Here is a 19,267-nt window from a genome sequence, read left to right as displayed (position 1 = left end):
CGGCCCCCACGCCCAGATGCACGCCGCCCGAGCCACCGCCAACCCCGATGCTGACACCAGGAAACAGCGGCACCCTGACGCCTACGCCGACGGAGCTGCAGGCGGAGAGCAGGAGGGAAATGGCGACGGCAAAAATGCGGAGGTCTGGCAAAAATGAGGGCATGTCAGGATGTCAAAAAGGCTGTTATACATCTAGTTCACAGACGAACTCTAAAGTAGGCCAAACTGCTTGGCAATGAATCTCTTCGCCTCTGAACGATCAATCGGTTCCCACGCCTCATCCAAAGCGATGCGAAGGAAAGACTGGTTGTTCCGTCGGTCGACTCGCGTGACTGTCTATCGACCCGCCGATCGTAGTCGCCACATTTGCGCGGTCATGACACGGCGTCAATAGCCCACACCACGCTCAGCGGCGCCTTGCGCGAAAACAGCGCGACATGGGAGTCGATCACACGCTGGACTTGCGCCATTTTTTCCGGGTCATCGGCTTCACATTCAAAGCGGATCGCGTCGTCCAGCGCGGTCAGCCGGCAAATACCCCAGGGGAACTTGGCCAGGCCCTGGGTATCGTCATAGTTCACCTCGATTTTTTTGGTGAAGTGGTAACACAGGCGCACCATGTAGCGGCTGGCTTCAGCCGTGGGCAGGCGGCCATTCAGGTAAAGCATGTTGTCTCTTTCTTTTTTATGTGGGATGGGTGGGCGAAACAGCCTGCTCGGCCAGCACCATCGGGGTGCCGAGCGAACAGGTCTCGACCCGCGCCTGCACGCCGTAGGCGGTGCGCAGCAGCTCCGGCGTCAGCACCTGCGCCGGCGTGCCGCTGGCCAGCAAACGGCCGTTGGCCATCAGCAGCATGTGGTCGCAAAACCGCGCGGCCAGGTTCAGGTCATGAATCGCCATGATGCACAAGGTGTTGTGGGTCGCGACGTGCTGGCGCAGCGCCTGCAACAGGCACAGCTGCCAGCGCAAGTCGAGTGCACTGGTGGGTTCGTCAAGCAAGAGCAGCCGGGGCGCGCGGGCCAGCAGCTGCGCCAGCCCCGCCATCTGGCGTTGTCCGCCTGAGAGCGAGCCCAGGGCACGCATGGCCAGTGGCACCAGGCTCAGATCGCCCAGCACTGCTTCGATGCGCTGATGCGCCTGTTGGGAAGACCACTGCGGGCAGGCAATGCGCAGCGTGCCCAGCACCGATTCATACACCGTGAGGGCCGTGGCCTGGGGCAGGCTTTGCGGCATGTAGGCGACGCGCTGTGCGCGCTGGGCCATGCTCAGTCGCCCGAGATTTTGACCGTCCAGCCAGGCTTCGCCCGACATGGCGGACAAACCCGCGATCGCGCGCAGGGTGCTGGATTTTCCAGCCCCATTGGCCCCGACCAGCGCCACCACGCGCCCACTCTGCGCCAGCGCCACGTCCAACTCATGCACGGCGACGCTTCCGGCGTAAGCCACGCCCAGTTTTTGCAGTGACAGTGTCATAACCGCAAACCCTCGCGTGAGCGCATCACCAGCGCCATGAAGACCGGCACGCCCACCAGTGCGGTCACGATGCCAATCGGCAGCACCACGCCGGGGACGATGGTTTTACTCAGGATGGACGCGCCCGACAGCATGACGGCGCCAGCGAGTGCGCTGGCCGGCAGGTAAAAGCGGTGATCCTCCCCCAGCACCAGCCGCGCAATATGCGGCCCCACCAGGCCGACAAAACCAATGGTGCCGACAAACGCCAGTGCCGTGGCGCTGAGCAGGCATACCCGCAGCAGACTGACCAGGCGCAAACGCTCCACCGCCACCCCGCTGCTGCGCGCATGGTCTTCGCCCGAGCGCAGCGCCGTCATCTGCCAGGCCTGGCTTTGGGTCCAGGCAAAACACAGGGCCAGCACGGTCGCCAGCACTGCAATCTTGGGCCAGGTGCTGCGCCCCAGGCTGCCCATGTTCCAGAACACGATCTGCTGCAGGGCATTGCTGTCCGCCATGAACTGCAGCAGCCACAGCACGGCCTCGAAGGTGAACATCAGGGCAATGCCAAACAGCACCACGGCGCTGACCGACGCGCCCCAGCGCCAAGCCAGCAGGTGGATCAGCAGCGCCGCCACGGCGGCCCCGGCAAAGGCGCCCATCGGCAAGGCGATCTGCGGCCCCAGCCCAAAGGCCTCAAAGCCGGTGAGGATGGCAAGCGACGCGCCGACCGTGGCCGCGGCCGACAGCCCCAAGGTAAACGGGCTGGCCAGGGGGTTGTTCAGCACCGTCTGCATTTGGGCACCGGCCAGCCCCAGCGAGGCGCCCACCAGCACAGCCATGACGGCATACGGCAGGCGCACGTCCCACAGGATCACGCGCTGCCCCAGTTCCATGTGCTCGGCGTCCAGCAAACCCTGCCACAGCACCGACAAAGGCATGCCGGAGGGCCCGGTCGCCAGGTCCGCCACAAACAGCAGCGCCAGCAAAGCCAGCAGGTAGAGCAAGCGGCGCAGCCTTTGCCGCACATGGGCGCCATAGCGCTGCGACAAGAGCCCAGTCTCAGCCGCCTTCATCGGGTGGCCACCGGTGCCGGTGTCAGTGATGTCCAGTACTGGCCATCCAATGGAATGGGCTGAAAGCGCTGGTAAAAAGTCCGCAGGGTTGCCTGCGGGTCCAGGTCGGCAAACAACTCGGGATGCAGCCATTTGGCAAAAACTTGCACCGCCACGACATTGAAGGGCGAGGTGTAGAAGTGGTGCCAGATGGCATGCGCCCGGCCTTGCTTGAAAGTGGGCAGATGGGCGATGCCGCGACGCTGCGTGGCGCGCACCAGCGAGTCACGCGCCGTAGCGGCGTCCACCCCGGCCCCCAGCACCACACGCGTGGGGGTACGGGTCACGCTGTCACGCGCGCCGATGGCGGTGCCGATGTAGACCTCGGGCGGATGGCTCAGCAGGTATTCAAGACTCAGGTTCCCGAAAGCGCCCTGCACCACACCGCTGGCCATGTTGCGCCCGCCAGCAGCGTCGAGCAGGCGGCCCAACAAGCCGTTGCTCATGGCGTCGCAACACTCTTCGCTGAGACCCACGCGGTTCTCCAGAAACACGGTGGGCGCGCGCGGCTTGGCGCTGGCCAGGCGTTCTGTCACCCGTGCCAGCTGTTTCTGGTACTCGGTGATGAATTCGGTGGCTTCCTTGCGCCGCCCCAGTGCCCGCCCCAGCACCTCCATGCTGGGCACGGTGTTGAGCAGGGGTTCCTGGCGGATGTCAACAAACACCACCACAATGCCGGCCGCATTCAGGCGCGCCAGGGTCTCTAGGTCTTTGGGCGAAGGGCCGTGGCCGCCCAAGCCAAAAATGGCCAGGTCCGGCTTGAGTGAAATCGCTTTCTCGACACTGAAGCTTTCCGCGGTCGTGCGGCCGGTGCGCGGGATCTGGCGCAGGGCGGGAAAACGCGTGGCGTATTGCGCATAACCGGCGGGGTCGAGTTGTTCAAAATCGCCGGGCATGCCCACCACCCGGCGTATGGGATCGCCGCGCTCCAGGATCGCCAGCGTCGGAATGAGCCGCCCCTCGCCCAGCAGGATGCGTTCGACGCGGGCCGGGATGCGCACACTGCGCCCGGCCAGGTCCGTGACCACCTCTTGCGCCGCCAGCATCGTGGCAAACAACAGACCCAGACACCCAAGCAACAGATTCAGCAAATTTTTCTTCATCATCAGAATGAACTTGTCACAGACATATACAAAGTCCGACCGGGCTCGTTGTAGGTGGCTGCACCTGCGCCGCCGCTCGTGCCATACACCGCTGTTGAGCTGACGCTCACGGCATTGCCGGCGCGGAACTGGCGCTTGTCAAAAAGGTTGCTGATGCCTGCCGTCAGCTTCAGATTTTTCGACAGTGTGTAGTTGCCACTCAGACCGGCCACGACGTAGGGCTCAACGGTGTTGGCTGATGTGCCGGTGACCGGATTGCCCTTGAAGTCCAGTTTCATCGGTTCCTGTTTGCCATACAGGGTCAGCGAGAACAGCATGCCCAACTTGTTGTTGACACGCCAATCCAGCGAAGAGTTGATGGTGTACTCCGGGATGACCGAAAGAAAATCGCCCGTGCTCTTGTTTTTCGACTCAAGCATGTAGGTGAAGTTGCTGATCCAGTCCAGCGAATGGGTGACCGGCACACGCAGATTGCCCTCCAGTCCTTCCGCCACGGCCTCGGGGATATTTGTCCACTGGTAAATGCTGCGGGCCGTACCTCCTCCCGAAATGGCGACCGGGGTGGTTCCGGCCTGGATCTTGTCATGGTAGTCATTGCGGAACCAGGTGATGCCGGCCGCAAAACCGCCCTCCTTGTATTCGATACCCAGTTCCCTGTTGACACTGGTTTCCGCCAGCAGGTCATCATTGCCCTGCAGGTAACAGCCCGTCGTGCCGTTTGATACCGCCACACATCCGTTGCCGGAACTGAACAGCAGATAGTTTGGATTGCTCTGATAAAGATTGGGCGCCTTGTAAGCACGGGCCACACCCGCTTTCAGGGTGACCTTGTCGTTCAGCAGGTGGGTGAGATTGAGTGCAGGACTCCAGTTCGCCCCCGACTGGCTATGCTTGTCATAACGCAGGCCGGGCGTGAGTATCGTGTTGGACGACAGCTCGACGTTGTCTTCGACAAACATCGAAACCGTATGGGCAGAGGAGTCGGGGCTGCGCCCCGAGCTGCTGACCCCGGGTATCGAACCAAAGGACGTTGCGACAGTATTGGAGCCGGGGTCATTGAGTTTCTGCCCCGACCACTCAACACCGACCGTCAGCATCTGATTCACAGCCCCGCGAATCGGCACATTGACCTCGCTGTGCGCCGTCACATCCTCCAGCTTGCTGGTCAGGAACGGCGGTTTGCCGGCCAGGAACATGCCCTCGGTACCACCGACCAGGCCCTCCTGGATACGCGAATTTTCGGTCTCGCTGTATTGCAGGTAACTCAGTGAATTGCCGAAGTCGAATTTGCCCTTGTGGGTCAGGGCATAAGTCTGGCGTTCCATGCGGTTGGTTTCCTGGCCAATCATCGCGTCGACGACCGGATTGGTGCCGACATTTTGGGTGTCGCCGGTATAGATATTGCCCTGGCGGCTATGGTTGATATCCAGGTCAAGACTGTGGCCGGGCAACAGATTCCAGCTCAGTCGTGCCCCAACGTCGCGATTGCGCACCCCTTCACGTCCGGCGGGAAGCGAACTGGCAAAACCTGGCGCCTGATGACCGGCGTTGATGGTGCGGTCATCGGCATCGGTATGGTTGTAGTTGCCGTAGATGCGGTAGGAAAAATCCTCGCCGAGCGGACCATTCAAACTGAAATTCAGGCGCTGGGTTGACCCCTCCTCGGAATGCTCCGGAAGATTGGCGTACGCAGTCACCTGGCCGTGCATTTCTTTCGCCGCCGTCTTGGTGATGATATTGACCACCCCGCCTGCAGCGCCGCTGCCATAACGTGCGGCCGCCGGGCCACGAATCACTTCAATGCGTTCAATCTGCTCGGCGGGCACCCAGTTGGTGTCGCCACGCGAATCGCGCTCACCGCGCCAGCCATAACGAACAGAATTGCGGCTGCTCACCGGCTTGCCATCGATCAGGATCAAGGTGTTCTCGGGGCCCATGCCACGCAAGTCGATCTGGCGGTTGTTGCCGCGCTGACCGCTGGTGGAATTGCCCGTCAGGTTCACGCCCGGCATGGTGCGGATGATTTCCGAAATATCGTTGGCCGGAGGTCGTTTCTCAATATCTTCTGCAGTAATGATTGAAACACCGGGCGCCTGCTTTAAGGTCTCCTCGGCCGTGCCAAGCACCGTCGTCTCAGCGAGCGTTTTATCCGGCGTCTGGGCAAAAGCCGGCAGACTTGCGTACGCCAAGGCCAGTGCGATCACGAGCGGCTTCACTGGGATGGTGACTTGAATCGAATGCATGCTGTCTTTCTTTGTTACGAACATCTGTCCGCTGAATACCAATTGAGAATAATTGTCATTTAGAATAAGAGCTCGTAGTATCGCAATAAGCACCCCGGTTTTTGTTTGCCGGAACAAGAAAGATGTTTGCAGCCCACCCCTCCCCTTTGCACAAAATGCCAGCCGTCCCCCAAAGCCTATTGCCCCCCAGGCGGACGCCGTCGGCACGTCATCCGACGCGTGCCATCGGTGTCGACAAGCTATATACGCAGGTCGGACACGGTTACCAACTGCTGTCCCCTGCCGTTAGCACAACTTCGCCGCTGATGCAGGGCAGTTTTTCCATCACCCGCCTGCGTGACGGCTTGTCACTGCACTGCACCGATGTCGTCCATCTGCACGACATGGCCACGCAGTTCGTCATGAAGGAGGAATGCATCAAGATCATGCTCAAGCTGGAGGGCAATGCCCAGGTTGTCATGGGCAGACAGGCCCTGCAGCTGGACGCGGGAGAAGGCCCGAAAGCCGTGCCGCACGGCACCGTGGTGGCCTTGAATGCCCCCGACACGTTCCAGCGGAACGCACGGGCCGGCAGCCACCAGCGCATGGTGGTGCTGACCTTGAGACCCGCCTGGTTCGAGGCAGCCGGTCTATCGCAGGAACCATTTAGGGAACATTTGTCGGTGCACAACTGGATGCCCACACCGCGCGCCATCGCCATCGCCAAGCAGCTCATTCATCCCCTGGGACTCGATGGCCCGATGCAGCGGTTGCATCAGGAGAGCCGTGCGCTTGAATTGATCGCCGAAGCCCTCTCGCCACTGATGACCGGCAAAGCACCCAGTCCCCCCACCTTGGCGGCAAGCGCCTGCCAGCGCGTCGGCCGCCTGCAGAAACTGCTGGACAGCGGAGAGGCTGATCACCTCGACATGCGTGCCATTGCCCAAACGATTGGCTGCAACGCCAACACGCTGCAACAGCAATTCCGCGAAGTGTGTAGTCAAACCATTTTTGACTATCTGCGCCAGCGTCGACTTCAGCGTGCAGCGCATGCACTGCAGCATGACGGCGTGAGTGTCGCGCGTGCTGCAGAAATCGCCGGCTACAGCAGCCAGGCCAATTTCTCAACGGCTTTCCGCCGGAATTTTGGACTTCAGCCCAAACATTGCCGAACCAAGCTTTGATACTTGCGCTTGGGTGTGACCCAAATTTCCAGCGCTTCAACTAAGCAGCATGCACCACAGCAAGCGCGGCCACAAAACCTGCCGGCGCCGCTAACTGCCACGCCTCAATGGAAGGCGCAGCTATGTGAAACGACACTGCATAGTGTCCTGGCGCGACGGGTACGACCGACACCGACTGCAAATGATCGGCAATGCCTACTCCCCACGCTTTCAGTACCGCCTCCTTACCGCTCCAGACGCGAAAGAATGCTTTTTCGTCTGCACTCTCATCACAATACCGTCGCTCAGCTGGCGTCAAACTGGCATGAAGGGAGTTGAAGTCAAGCGCCGTAGTCGCTGCTTCAATATCCACGCCTACAGGTTGATGCGCCGACAACGCGATCAGCGCGAAGTTACCCGAATGAGATAGATTGAAAAAAAGCGCGTCCCTGTTGGCAAGCCGGGGCTTGCCGAAAGAATCGATATCGAGTTTGATTTCATCAAGGGGAATCCGCAAGCGTTCCGCCAGCATGCGTCGCAATATCACACGCGTGGTGGCAAAGCGAATCCGATCTGCTGGTTGACGGTAGCGCAAACACCGGGCTCGCTCTTCCCCATTCAACCGGGTCAGCAATTCATTCAGCCCACCCTTCTGAAACGCCAACTCCAACCGCCAGACACTAACACCGGCTGATGCGTCGGCAGGCGTCACCTCATGCAGTCCAGCCAGAGTGGGTAGCTTGTTCACCTAGATGCCTAGCGTGGCGCCCCCATCGACACACAAGTCATGCATGGTGATGTGGCGCGCATCATCGCCGAGCAAGAAGAGAACTGATGCGGCAATATCGTCTGCACTCGCAATGCGCCCCAGCGGAATACCGGTCCGGTAGCTGGGCAATGATCCGGCAATGACTTTCTGGACATCACTCTCGGCCTGCCACAGCTGTCTTTGCATGGCAGTATCGGTCGAGCCCGGCGAGACGACATTGCAGCGTATGCCGTATTCGGCCAGCTCCAGTCCCAGACATTTGGTGAAGTGGCAAGCCGCCGCTTTGGATGCCGCATAGGCCGCCATCTGCGTGCGCGCAACGCCGGCCGCGTTAGAACCTACTGTCACGATCGTGCCGCTCCGGCGGGGAATCATGCGCCGGGCCACCGCCCTGGACAGATAAAACAAGCCATGGGTATTGACGGCAAAGGTGGTTTCCCAATCCTCGTCGCTCAACTCACAAATGCCGCCCATGCGCAAAATGCCGGCGACATTCACGAGCATATCGATAGGGCCCATCTCTGCTTCAATTCTTTCGACCGCGTTATTGACGGCCTGGCTTGAGCGCAGATCAACCGGGTAAGCATGCGCGTAGCAGCCAGGGTGTTGCTCGGCAAAATGAGCGAGCTGATCGGCCTGGATATCGAGTGCCGCCACAGCAACGCCCCGGCGACTTAATGCAAGCGCTACGGCGGCACCTATGCCTTGTGCGGCGCCGGTCACAACAGCAATTTTTCCGTTCATGTCGTTGTCTCTTTCAGGCGCTTGGCCAGTTCCTGACCGATGCTGGCTAATGGTCCCGGATCACTCATGCCGAAGTGGTTGCAGTTGAGCTCTACACAATCGAGCTTGCCCTTCAGGTAGGGCAACCACGATGCGGGTTGGGGCGCGTTGGCTTCATGTTGTTGCGCATGAAAAAGCACCATATCGCCCTGGTAAAGGGGAGTCTGGCTGGCTCGAAAGAGTTGCATTCCGTGCAGTGCGGTTTGGCCCAGGCGCTCAAGTGCTGCGCGGCCCAGCGGGGCCAGTGGGCTGCTCGGGCGCAGCAGACGCTGGTAGATGGTTTCAGGCGTGTCGGCATCGACTTCACCGGTCACGCTCAATACCGCGATCAGCGCGTCGTGCAATGTTGGCGCTCTCCACGCTTCAAAGGCGGATGCCGGGTAGCTGTCCATCAGGGCCACAAGCTCAACCGGCTCACCGACGGCCGAGAGTTTCACGGCAATGGCATGGGCCAGCGCACCGCCCAGCGACCACCCCAAGAGGCGGTAGGGACCGCTGGCCTGTTGCTGACGTATTCGCGCGATGTAATCATCCACCAGAGCGTCAAAATTTTTCGGCAATTCGGATTGAACCGCCGTCGCTTGCAGACCGTAGATGGCGGTATCAGGCAAGTGACGCGCCAGCCCCAGATAGCACCACGACAAGCCCTCCGCCGGATGCAAACAAAACAGCGCCGGATGACGGCCCTGCTGGATCGTCAACAAGGGCGAAAACGCCTGGTCCTCGTCGGCCGGGGGCGGGCGATGTGCCGCCGGTGCGCTCAGCGCTTTGGCCAGGGCGTGAACCGTAGCGTGATTGAACAAGGCCGACACGGCGATGTCGCGCTTCAAGAGTCGCCCCAACCGGCTGGACATCTGAATGGCCTGCAGTGATTTACCGCCCAGATCAAAGAAATTCGCGTCCACGTTCTGCGGCATTTCGCCAAGCACGTCATGCCAGACCTGCATGATCTGCTGCTCCAGCACAGAGGCATCGGGTAGCGCGGAGAGGTCCTGATGGCTGATCAGGTTCACCAGGTGTTTGCGGTCAATCTTGCCGTTGACATTGCGCGGCAGACTGGCGAGAAAATGCCAGTGGTCAGGTATGGCAGCAGCGGGCAGGATGTCGGCCAGTTGGCGGCGCAGCTGCTGCGGCTCAAGCGTCTCAGAACACACCAAAAAAGCCGCCAGCGCGTAGCCCGTCTGCAAACGCGGAACACCAATCACCGCAACCTCACGGATAGCCGGATGGGTCAAGAGCGCATTTTCAACTTCAGTCGGGTCGATGCGCAGGCCGCTAATTTTGACTTCGTTGTCGAGGCGGCCAAGAAACATCAGCTGTCCATCCCGCAGACTAGCCCGGTCGCCGGTTCGATAGGCGCGCGGCGAATGGGGGAGCGCGTGCAGCGACACGAAGCGGCGTGCAGTCAAATCTTCGTTGTTGCGGTATTCGAGCGCCAACGCCTCGCCGCAGATCAAGAGCTCGCCCGATATTCCCTGTGTCACCGGATAGAGATGCTCATCAACGATGAGTGCAGCCACGCCAGGTCGCGGCAGACCAATCGGCAAGTTGTCGCTTCCGTCCCACACCGCCCCCGGACCAATCAGGATGGCGGTTGTGGCGATGATCGATGTTTCGGTGGGCCCATAACTATTGAGCAAAACACTGCCAGGCAGCAAGGATTGCCAGCGGCGGGCTCGTTCAGGCATGGCGGCTTCGCCACCAATTATGGTCAGCCGTACCCGGCTCAACTGCGACGCCAGAGAGGGTTCGAGCGCATGCGCCAGCTCGTGCCAGTAGGCCGTGGGCAGATCCAGGACACTGATTTGGGCTTGTTCGATGAAGGCGGTGAAAGCCGAGATCGAGTCAAGCACCGCGTCATCGCGCAGAACCAGTGTCGCACCATGGCACAACGCCAGAAAGATCTCTTCGATGCTGGCGTCGAAGTGCAAGGGGGCAAATTGCAGAATACGGTCGCTTGCACTGATCTGATAAAGCTGGCCGCTGCTGGCGACAAAGTGCGAAAGCGCACCATGCCCAACCAGCACACCATTAGGTTTTCCGGTCGAGCCCGAGGTGTAAAGCAAATAGGCCGGATGACTATCGCTCACGGCACATGGTGGCGGCCCTACCGTACCAGGCGCTGATGGTTTAAAAGGCTGATCCATATAAAGCGCAGGCACGGTACCGGCTTTGTCGGCCCAGCATGGCAGGGTGATGATTTGCTGCGGATCAGCATCGGCCAGCACCATCTCAAGACGGCCGGGCGGACCGAGTGGATCAAGTGGCACATAACAGCCGCCCGCCCACAAGGTGGCGAGGATAGCGATGATCGCCTCCGGGCTGCGCGGCAGCAAGATCACCACGCGATCTTGCGCGACGAGTCCTTCGGCACTGAGGCGACTGGCCAGTTGCTGCGCTTTTTGCAGCAGCTTACCGTAACTTATGACTTCGCCTTGGCACTCGATTGCGGATTTGTCGGGCGAGCTTGCGGCGGCATCTATCAGGCGCTGGATGACGGGCGTGGCCGGCGCTGTCAGCGCCGGACCTTGCAGGATGGACAGTGGCGGCAAGTCCTGCAACAGCAGCGCAAGGCTGGCCTGTGCGGGATGTGCAGCCAGCTTGCCCAGCCATTGCTGCAGGTCCTGTTGCAAGACCGCCAAGCGTTCTGCGGTGTAGGCGTTTGGGTTGGCCTCCATCAGCAGCCTCCATTCGGTATTGAGCACGGAAAGGCTGATATTCAGGTCTTTCACCGGGCCCGCGCTGATCGGGTGGATGATGTTCTCGATCCCTGCAAATGGTGCGTGCCGGTCAAACGGCATCAAATTGACCGCCTGATTGAAAAGATGTTTTTGCACTTCCATCAGGCCCAAATCACCGCGTATCCAGCCATAGCGGTAGTAAAGATGTGGCCGGATGGTGCGCATGCTGTTTGCCAGCTGCGCGCTCAAGGCTTGCATGTCCTGATCAGGATCGACGTAAACACTCATCGGGACGATATTCATCGCCATGCAGGGCACACCCAGCGCTGGCGTGCCCAGGCGATTCATCACCGGCAGGCCAAATGTGAGCTGACGCTGGCCCGATTGTTTGGCCAACCACAGGCCGATGGCGGCAAGCATCCAGCTGCCCCAGTCTTGTCCGCACCGCTGCGCCGCTTGCTGCAGGGTTTCAATCTCGCCCAGGCTCAATCTTGTACTGTGGCGCGTGACCTCGTCCGAGAATTCCTGTGCCGCGGCGATCGTGGCCGGAGCGGGAACACGCTGCAGGTGCTGGATCCAGAAGGTTTTGTCCTTCTGGAATTTTCCATCCACTTTGTAGGTCTGCTCGGCCTGCAGCACTTTATCCAGTGACCAGTCCGGCAGTGCTGGCAAAGGCGCTTGCTTGACCCGGGCGCTGTAGCGCGCGGCCACGGCCTGACAAATCAGGCCATAGCCAAATCCGTCCAACGCGATGTGGTGCACCTGCAAATACCAGAGATGCTTCTTATCAGCGACCTGCAGCAAGGCGCTGCGGTAAAGCGGGTCCCGCGTCGGGTCGCACAGAACAGCCAGTGACTGTTTGATCCAATGCTGCGCGGCGGCCTCGGGGTTGGCCTCGTGACGGAAGTCATGGTGTGCCAGAGGCGCGTCAGAAGGCGTTTGCGGCCATTGCCATAAGCCATCGTCGTCCATTTGAAAACGCATATGCAGCGTATGGCTGTTGTTCAGTACTTCGACCACGCTGGCAGAGAGGGCCGCAAAATCGAGTGCACCGCGAAGTTCAATCGTCTCAGAGGTCAGGTAGCTGGGGCTCTCTGGCGCCATCTGCTGACCCATCCAGATCCCATACTGGGCTGAGCTGGTCGGTAAACGTTTTGGTATGGGGGTCATGGTGGAAACTCTGGGTTCGGTCTTCATTGCGGCAGTGCCGCAGCATCAGGGGCAAATGCAAAATCGATGACCCGTCTTGCGCCGTGCATCAGCATGTCGTGATGGTCGTGTGCAGGCAGACTTTGAAACTTCGCTTGCAAATCGGCCTGCCCTGCCCCATCCAGGAGGTTGGCAAAGCGCTCGGCGCTGTCGACCATGGTTCTGGTTTCCAGTCTCTTTTTAAGGGCCGCTGAAGCAAAACTCGCCGGATATTGCTCGTCAAGGCCAACGGTAATCATGACCTGGGCGGGATGCTGCTTGAAACGCAGTGATTCGAGGTGTTGCGGCAATTGCTTGAGGGTCTGGTGGTCGCCGAACCACAGCGATGGACTGGCAGCCCAGTAGCGCTGGAAATGCTGCGGCTGCGTGCTCAAGGTATGCAGTGCAAACAAGCCGCCGTAGGAAAAACCAAACAGGGTGTGCTGCTTCGGATTCATCGCAAAATGCCGCGCCAGCATCGGGCGCAACTCCTGTGTCAGAAACTGGAGAAAGGCCGCCGCCCCACCGTGTTGACTGGAAAATGAATCGCCAGTTGTCGCCGGGGTTTCGGGCGTGTAGTCCAGCGCGCGCGCATTGACATCGATCGCCTCGCCGCTGGCGTAGCCGATGGCAACGATCAGCCCGGCGGGCTCGTCCCCAATTTTTTTCCGCCATTCCACGCTTTCGTTGGGTGACGCGGGCCTGGGGCGAGTGACCTCCATGAAGGGAAAACTCGCCAGCCCATCGAGTGCCCACAACACGGGGTAGCCCGATGCCGGTGCCGCCTTGTGCGGCAAGCCGATCAAGATGCGGTAGCGCTGGCCGGTGTGCTTCGAATCCATGTCGAAGCTGAGGCTGCGCGAGAGTTGTGCTGGCGCCCAATTCGCGGGCAAGGGCTCCCGGTTGATGGGGGATGGCGACTGCGAAAAACAGGGATGGCTGATCTGCATGAAAAATCCACAAATAAGGAGCCCCACCCTCATTCTGGATGACAGGCGGTGGACGAGGGGTGCAGCCTTTGCGGCACTGGGTGTTGTCATTTTGTTTTCCTGCCGTGCATTCAGTTGTTGAGGCTTACACATTTGCCAGCTCACGCTTGCAAAGTAGCGCCCACCACGCTGCCAGCGTTGGCTGTTCGGCCAGCGTCATAAAGGTGAGCTCCAAGCCTGCACGTCGCCAGTTTTCCAAGAGCGACATGATGCGGATGGAGTCCAGGCCCCAGTCGAGCAAATTGTCTTCGTCCTGCAAGTCGGAGGCGGGGATTTGCAGGCTGATGGCGATGATGGATTTGAGTTCGGCCATCGACGCAGGCAAGCGGGTTTGCAGGCTCTCGACCAAGGTCTTTGTCAGGATCGTCAACCCGCAGCGCTGGGAAACGTAGCGCAGCGCCATGTCATGCTCCTGGGCTGAAAAATCAGCCAACGCGTCGGCGACAAAGAAGGCCTGGATATCACTCATAAACGCTTCGCACGCCGTCATCATGCAGCCGATATGCGCGTAAATGCCGCAAATAATCAGCTGGTCGCGCGATTGCTTTTGCATGATTTCCAGCAGACGGGATCTCTGGAATGCGCTGTAACGCCATTTGTCGAGCACGATGTCCTGCGGCTGGGGAGCCAGTGCTGCGATGATGTTTTTCCGCTGCGGCTGGGCGGTCAGGCCCGGCCCCCACATGTCCTGCAACAATCCCCGATCGGCAGGTGTTTGCTCCGGCAATTGCGCGGTATACACGACCGGAATGCCCAACGCATGAGCCTGATCGATGAGTCGGCGCGTATTAGCGATCAGCGCCGGAATCGGCGCGCTGCTGCGATCATAAAAGTCCAGGAAATAGTCCTGCATATCGTGCACCAGCAGCACTGACCGCCGTGCATTGGCTTGCCAGTTCACACGGTTATCTAAAGCCTGAGTGGGCATCGGGTAGGAGGATATTTTGGGTATAGCCATTGGTTAATTCATCAATAAGGGTTTAGGGGTTCATGCGTGCCCCTGCCAGGCGCGCCTCGATTTCCAGACGCAGATGTTTTTTGCTGGTCTTTCCTACGCCGGTTTGGGGGAATTGCGTCATGAATTCGATGCGATCCGGAATCTTGTAAGTGGCCAGACCACATTCACGCAGAAAGCGGATCAGGTCGATGCCGCGCACGGTGTCGTTCTTGCGAATCACAAAGGCGCAGCTTTTTTCTCCCAGATAGGCATCCGGCATGGCAACGATGGCGCAATCGATAACGTTGGCGTGCGCCAGTAGTTGATGCTCTACTTCTTCGGCCGAAATTTTCTCGCCGCCGCGGTTGATCTGGTCTTTGGCACGGCCTTCGACGACGAGATTGCCCTCAGGCGTTTGCCTGACCATGTCCCCCGTGCGATAAAAACCATCGCGCGTGAATGCGCGTGCGTTGTGCTCTTCGGCCTTGTAATAACCGTGAATCGTGTAAGGGCCGCGGGTCTGCAAATGCCCGATTTCACCGGCAGCCACGGGCTGATCTTCCTCATCAACGATGCGGATTTCGTCATCGGGCGAGATCGGGCGGCCCTGGCTGTGCAGGATCACGTCGATGGGGTCATCCAGGCGGGTGTAATTGACAAGACCTTCCGCCATGCCAAAGACCTGCTGCAAAGTCACGTCAAGTTCCTGCGTAACACGGCGTGCCATTTCACTGTTGAAACGCGCCCCGCCTACCTGCAGCACTTTCAGGCTGCGCAGATCCGGCTTCAGGCTTTCTATGGCGTCCAGCCACACCGGAACCAAGGGCGGCACCAGAGCCGTGATGGTGACGCGCTCTTGGGCTATCAAGGTCAGCGCCACGTCCGGGCTGGGATGGGCACACATGACCACGGTGCCGCCGGCGTACAGCGTTCCGAGGGACCCGGGTGAGCTGAGCGTGAAGTTATGCCCGGCGGGAATGACGCTCAGGTAGACACTATCGGAGGTGAGTTGGCAGATGTCTGCGCTGGCCCGAATGCTGTAGAGATAGTCGTCGTGCGTGCGGGGAATGAGTTTGGGCGTTCCGGTGCTACCGCCGGAGAGCTGGAGAAACGCCACGTCGGCGGGCCTGGGCGGCGGCGGCAAATCACTCTCCAATCGGGGCAAATGCTTGAGCGAACGGTATTCGCCCGGTTCACCCAGCACCAGCACATGCTGCAGACTCGGTGCGCTGGCTTTTACTTCGCGGGCCAGGTTCCTGTAGTCGAATCCGGCGTGCTGATCGGCGATGACATAGGCGATGGCTTGCGCGTGCTGGCAAAAATGGCCGATTTCGAACTTTCGATGCGCTGGCAGCGCAAAGATCGGCAAAGCGCCCAGCCTGAAGAGCGCGAAGATGACGGAAAAAAGTTCCGCGCAGTTAGGCAGTTGCACCACGACTCTGTCATTCGGGCCAATGCCCAGGGCATAAAACCCCGCGGCCAGACGCTCAACTTCGGCGCCCAGATCCTGGTAGGTCCAGCGTCGGGTGTCGCTGACGATGGCCAGTTTCTCGCCGTATCGCTGTATACGCTCATCCAATACGTCAGAGAACGTTTCGCCCCGCCAGTAACCCTGGGCGCGGTAGTGGGCGGCCAGTTCTTCGGGCCAGAGTGTGCAATGCGCCAGCATCAGAGCGCCCCTTCCTGCGCCAAGCCCAGTGCATTCAGCATGGTTCTGAATTTGGCTGCGGTTTCGGCAAGCTCACTCGCTGGCTCTGATTCGGCGACCACGCCGGCGCCGGCAAATAGACGCATGCTGTTGCCGTGCACTTGGGCGCAGCGCAAGGTCACGACCCATTCGCCATTGCCCTCTGAATCGCACCAACCCACCATGCCGGCATAGAAACCCCTGTCAAACGGTTCGATCTGACTGATCAGGTCAAACGCTTTCTCGCTTGGAAACCCACACACGGCTGGCGTGGGATGCAGGCTGGCCGCCAGCAGCAGCGAGCTCGCCGCTGGGTGGGCGAGCTCGCCCCGGATGTCACTCGACAAATGCCACATCGCTTCCGTGTTGATCAACGAGGGGTTTGCCGGCACATCGAGTGTCCGGCAATACGGGCGCAACCCCTTGGCAACCGCGTCGGCGACGACTTTATGCTCATGCAGGTCTTTGGCAGACCTCAGCAAGGCCTGGCTGCGGTGGGCGTCTTCCAACTGATTTTTGGCCCGCGCCGCCGAGCCCGCCAGGGGATTGGAACGAACTTGCGTGCCCCGGCGGCTGAGCAACAGTTCCGGGCTGGCGCCCACCAGCGCGCCTTGCTCTGCGCCCGCCAGATTGACCGCGAAAGTATAGCCAAACCGGTTGCGCCGGGCCAGGCGCTCAAGCAAATAGGGCACATCTATGGCTTCGGCTGCGGTCAGATCCAGCGCGCGCGCGAGGACGACTTTGCTCAACATGTTGTCTTTTATCTGCCTGACCGCCTCAGCCACGCCATCGGCATAAATCTGGGGGGCAGGCTCGGGCGTAATCGTGAATGCGTCTGTTCGCGCTGAAACAAGGTCAGCGCGGCTGGTCAAGGGACCTGCGCGCAGGACCTGCTGGGGAATAAAGAGGCTGGCAGCTTGCCTCGCGTCAAACGGGATGGCCCCCACCACGATGGGGTTGGGATGGCCTTGGCATCTGGCCTTTTTCAGCTCAGCATCCACGGCTTGGCTCAAAGCGGCCAGATTTTTCGCTTGCGGCACCGTCGCGTAGTGGCCTTGCGCCCGCATGGTGTGCTCAGGCGTGGCAAAGAAGAAGGGGTTTTCGCTTCGATACCCCGACAACAGATTTTCGGCTCGCGCATCGACCACGCCTCTGAACACATCATTCATCTTTAATCCTTCACTCTATTTAAACGAGAATCATTACTATTTATGAACAAACCAATCCACTGCCAGATATCGATCTGTCAGGCCGCAAGCGGCCGGGTATGCATGTGGATTTTTCCGGCCAGCAGAATCGTGAATCCTGTCAGGCCGATGGCCAACCAGCCGGCATGGCCATAGCCGCTGATCACGCCGGTTGGTGTCCGGCTGATCATCAGTCCGCCAAGAAAAGCCGCTGCACCACAGGCCAACTGCTGGATGGACGAATTCAATGCCATGAATGCGCCGCGCAACGGCGGTTGAACCGCCGAGATGGTGATCGCCATCGCGGGTATCGCACGGCCAGACCCCAGCGTGAAAAACAGCGTGCTGCAGAGCAAGACCCAGCCCAGCGCCATGGGCGGTAGATGCGTTTGAAGAAGGATGGGCGCAATGGACAGCAGCGCGATCAACCTGTAGGTGCGCACTTTGCCCCAGTGGTCAGCCAGGCCGCCGATCAATCGTGCACTGAGAAAACCAGCCATTCCGCCAAGGGCATACACCAGCGGCAACTGTTCCGCACTCAGGCCCACATTGCCCGTGAGGTAGAGCGTGAGATAAGAAATCACGGTGAAGGTCGAAAATGCGCCCAGGGCCATAAACAGCATCGCCAGCAAATGATTACGCTCCTGCAACACCGCGCGCATGCTGGCGAACGGCTTCTTCCAGCTACGCCCGGAATGGGCCGCTTGATGCTTTGGCAGGGTGGGGATATTGCGGGCCGCCAGCAGCAAGAAAACCACGGCAATAACCGCAATCGCCACAAAAGGCCATTGCCACCCCAGTTTGGTTGCCAGCATCAAGGACATTGGCACCCCCAGGACGGAAGCCACTGCCGCGGCCGACATCACCGAACCGCTGGCTTTGCCACGGCGCTCAAAGGGAATCACATCCCCAATGATGGTTTGCAGCATGGCACTTAAAACACCACCAAATACGCCAGCCAAGCCGCGGGTCAGCAGCAGGGTCTGGTAGTCAGGCGCCATGGCGCACAGCAAAGTTGCCAAGGCAAACAGGGCAAACAGCGTTAGTAGCAGGCTCTTTCGTTCAAAAAAATCGACAAAGGTGGCAGCCAGCAGGCCACTGCCGGCTGCAGTCAACGTGTAAATGGCCACCAGCAGCGCAAACTGCTGCGTGTCGATCTGCAACGCCTGGATCAGGATCGGCCCCAGCGGCATCATGATCATGAAATCAAGAATGTGTGAGAACTGGATGCCTGCCAGCGTAAACACCAGCAGACGCTCCTGATTGCCAGCAAGTGGCACAGGATTGGTAGTAATTCCAGAAGCAGCGTTCATATTGGTCCCGTACTTATCAGTCTTGAGGTGCGGAAGTTCGTGCTGCCCAAAGTGCGAGCCGTGTCCAGGCCTTCCTGCCCAGCATCGCTGACTGCGCCCTGCCACTGCTTGAACTGGCCGCTTGCACTCTTTCCGTATCACCGCGCTTCAAATAAGATGAGAATGATTCTTATTTATAAGAGGAATCCGTAGTATCGCAACAATCGCCATTTTTTCGTTTGCCGGAACAAGAAAGATGTTTGCGCCCGACCTACAGAGCTTCTCCGTACCAGATATTTATCTGCCTTATCCATGGTCGAAGCGTGTGGTGTCGTGGCGTAGACGCAGCCAGCTGCGCTGCTCGTGAGTCAGTTGGGACGACATTTTTTTGAATCGCTCTGTGAACAGCCGCTGCAGCGTGCACGCTAAGCGCTGGAGCGGGATGACCTGGGCATTACCCATGCGACAGAACTTGCAAAGTCACACCAGAGCGGTCAACTCGCCAGCCGACAAGCATTTTTTTGGCATGCTGCCCAGACGGGCGCGTCTGAAGCATTGACTGCCGCTATGAGTGTCCTGATCTAATAACTTCGTACACACAGATAGGTGGAAATCTCCTGAGAAAATAAACGTGACGAAATCAAAACGAAGAGTCTTTGACGCGAGCTTCAAGCTGCAAGTCGTTGAAATGATCCGGGC

Annotated in this window: 15 protein-coding genes; 1 reads left to right on the top strand and 14 read right to left on the bottom strand. The window is 59.7% G+C overall.

What is annotated here, in order from left to right; translation table 11 throughout:
* Positions 1-374: 374 nt before the first annotated feature.
* Genes C5P05_RS01075 through C5P05_RS01055 form a run of 5 tightly spaced genes read right to left on the bottom strand, consistent with a single transcriptional unit; the run spans position 375 to position 6,030 of the window.
* Positions 375-668 carry a DUF2218 domain-containing protein gene (locus C5P05_RS01075; protein WP_114968060.1) on the bottom strand — a complete coding sequence of 98 codons (294 nt, stop codon included), beginning with the start codon at positions 666-668 and terminating at the stop codon, positions 375-377.
* Between the two features lie 16 nt (positions 669-684).
* Positions 685-1,473, bottom strand: coding sequence for an ABC transporter ATP-binding protein (locus tag C5P05_RS01070; protein ID WP_114968059.1), 789 nt, complete (start codon positions 1,471-1,473; stop codon positions 685-687).
* Positions 1,470-2,528, bottom strand: a complete 1,059-nt coding sequence (locus tag C5P05_RS01065) for a FecCD family ABC transporter permease (RefSeq protein WP_114968058.1) — start codon at positions 2,526-2,528, stop codon at positions 1,470-1,472. Before C5P05_RS01065 ends, C5P05_RS01070 begins: the two co-directional genes overlap by 4 nt.
* Entirely contained in the window at positions 2,525-3,673 is a 1,149-nt protein-coding gene (locus C5P05_RS01060) for an ABC transporter substrate-binding protein (RefSeq protein WP_114968057.1), read from the bottom strand. The genes C5P05_RS01065 and C5P05_RS01060 overlap by 4 nt, the downstream gene beginning before the upstream one ends.
* Positions 3,673-6,030 carry a TonB-dependent siderophore receptor gene (locus C5P05_RS01055; protein WP_269813879.1) on the bottom strand — a complete coding sequence of 786 codons (2,358 nt, stop codon included), beginning with the start codon at positions 6,028-6,030 and terminating at the stop codon, positions 3,673-3,675. The genes C5P05_RS01060 and C5P05_RS01055 overlap by 1 nt, the downstream gene beginning before the upstream one ends.
* A 188-nt stretch (positions 6,031-6,218) precedes the next feature.
* Between C5P05_RS01055 and C5P05_RS01050 the strand changes: the two genes are divergently transcribed.
* Positions 6,219-7,076, top strand: coding sequence for a helix-turn-helix transcriptional regulator (locus C5P05_RS01050; RefSeq protein WP_198674580.1), 858 nt, complete (start codon positions 6,219-6,221; stop codon positions 7,074-7,076).
* Between the two features lie 40 nt (positions 7,077-7,116).
* Here the strand turns inward: C5P05_RS01050 and C5P05_RS01045 are convergent, their stop codons facing one another.
* The 9 genes from C5P05_RS01045 to C5P05_RS34235 all read right to left on the bottom strand — a co-directional run.
* The gene (locus C5P05_RS01045) at positions 7,117-7,803 is read right to left on the bottom strand and encodes a 4'-phosphopantetheinyl transferase family protein (RefSeq protein ID WP_114968055.1); all 687 of its coding nucleotides are present in this window, start codon (positions 7,801-7,803) and stop codon (positions 7,117-7,119) included.
* The gene (locus C5P05_RS01040; RefSeq protein ID WP_114968054.1) at positions 7,804-8,568 is read right to left on the bottom strand and encodes a 2,3-dihydro-2,3-dihydroxybenzoate dehydrogenase; all 765 of its coding nucleotides are present in this window, start codon (positions 8,566-8,568) and stop codon (positions 7,804-7,806) included.
* Positions 8,565-12,458, bottom strand: coding sequence for a non-ribosomal peptide synthetase (locus tag C5P05_RS01035; protein ID WP_114968053.1), 3,894 nt, complete (start codon positions 12,456-12,458; stop codon positions 8,565-8,567). Before C5P05_RS01035 ends, C5P05_RS01040 begins: the two co-directional genes overlap by 4 nt.
* Before the next feature lie 23 nt (positions 12,459-12,481).
* The gene (locus C5P05_RS01030; protein ID WP_198674579.1) at positions 12,482-13,426 is read right to left on the bottom strand and encodes an alpha/beta hydrolase; all 945 of its coding nucleotides are present in this window, start codon (positions 13,424-13,426) and stop codon (positions 12,482-12,484) included.
* A 124-nt stretch (positions 13,427-13,550) separates the two neighbouring features.
* Positions 13,551-14,366, bottom strand: a complete 816-nt coding sequence (locus C5P05_RS01025; RefSeq protein WP_269813878.1) for an isochorismatase family protein — start codon at positions 14,364-14,366, stop codon at positions 13,551-13,553.
* A 79-nt stretch (positions 14,367-14,445) separates the two neighbouring features.
* Positions 14,446-16,071 (bottom strand): (2,3-dihydroxybenzoyl)adenylate synthase, encoded by a 1,626-nt coding sequence (locus tag C5P05_RS01020; RefSeq protein ID WP_114968050.1) that lies wholly within the window; start codon positions 16,069-16,071, stop codon positions 14,446-14,448.
* Positions 16,071-17,258 carry an isochorismate synthase DhbC gene (dhbC, locus tag C5P05_RS01015; RefSeq protein ID WP_114968049.1) on the bottom strand — a complete coding sequence of 396 codons (1,188 nt, stop codon included), beginning with the start codon at positions 17,256-17,258 and terminating at the stop codon, positions 16,071-16,073. The genes C5P05_RS01020 and dhbC overlap by 1 nt, the downstream gene beginning before the upstream one ends.
* Positions 17,259-17,335: 77 nt before the next feature.
* Positions 17,336-18,589, bottom strand: a complete 1,254-nt coding sequence (locus C5P05_RS01010) for an MFS transporter (protein WP_114968048.1) — start codon at positions 18,587-18,589, stop codon at positions 17,336-17,338.
* 459 nt (positions 18,590-19,048) lie between these two features.
* The coding region (locus tag C5P05_RS34235; protein ID WP_232834289.1) for a hypothetical protein at positions 19,049-19,267 on the bottom strand (219 nt) is incomplete at its 5' end.

Origin of the sequence: Rhodoferax ferrireducens (assembly GCF_003347515.1) — a bacterium.
GTDB lineage: Bacteria > Pseudomonadota > Gammaproteobacteria > Burkholderiales > Burkholderiaceae_C > Rhodoferax.
Note: the sequence above shows the minus strand (reverse complement) of the source record. Positions and strands in the feature narration are given on the sequence as shown.

Bases quoted from the DNA above. Each gene is read 5' to 3' on its own strand.
- C5P05_RS01075 (WP_114968060.1), bottom strand. From the start codon at position 668: ATGCTTTACCTGAATGGCCGCCTGCCCACGGCTGAAGCCAGCCGCTAC.
- C5P05_RS01070 (WP_114968059.1), bottom strand. From the start codon at position 1,473: ATGACACTGTCACTGCAAAAACTGGGCGTGGCTTACGCCGGAAGCGTC.
- C5P05_RS01065 (WP_114968058.1), bottom strand. From the start codon at position 2,528: ATGAAGGCGGCTGAGACTGGGCTCTTGTCGCAGCGCTATGGCGCCCAT.
- C5P05_RS01060 (WP_114968057.1), bottom strand. From the start codon at position 3,673: ATGATGAAGAAAAATTTGCTGAATCTGTTGCTTGGGTGTCTGGGTCTG.
- C5P05_RS01050 (WP_198674580.1), top strand. From the start codon at position 6,219: ATGCAGGGCAGTTTTTCCATCACCCGCCTGCGTGACGGCTTGTCACTG.
- C5P05_RS01040 (WP_114968054.1), bottom strand. From the start codon at position 8,568: ATGAACGGAAAAATTGCTGTTGTGACCGGCGCCGCACAAGGCATAGGT.
- C5P05_RS01035 (WP_114968053.1), bottom strand. From the start codon at position 12,458: ATGACCCCCATACCAAAACGTTTACCGACCAGCTCAGCCCAGTATGGG.
- C5P05_RS01030 (WP_198674579.1), bottom strand. From the start codon at position 13,426: ATGCAGATCAGCCATCCCTGTTTTTCGCAGTCGCCATCCCCCATCAAC.
- C5P05_RS01020 (WP_114968050.1), bottom strand. From the start codon at position 16,071: ATGCTGGCGCATTGCACACTCTGGCCCGAAGAACTGGCCGCCCACTAC.
- dhbC (WP_114968049.1), bottom strand. From the start codon at position 17,258: ATGAATGATGTGTTCAGAGGCGTGGTCGATGCGCGAGCCGAAAATCTG.
- C5P05_RS01010 (WP_114968048.1), bottom strand. From the start codon at position 18,589: ATGAACGCTGCTTCTGGAATTACTACCAATCCTGTGCCACTTGCTGGC.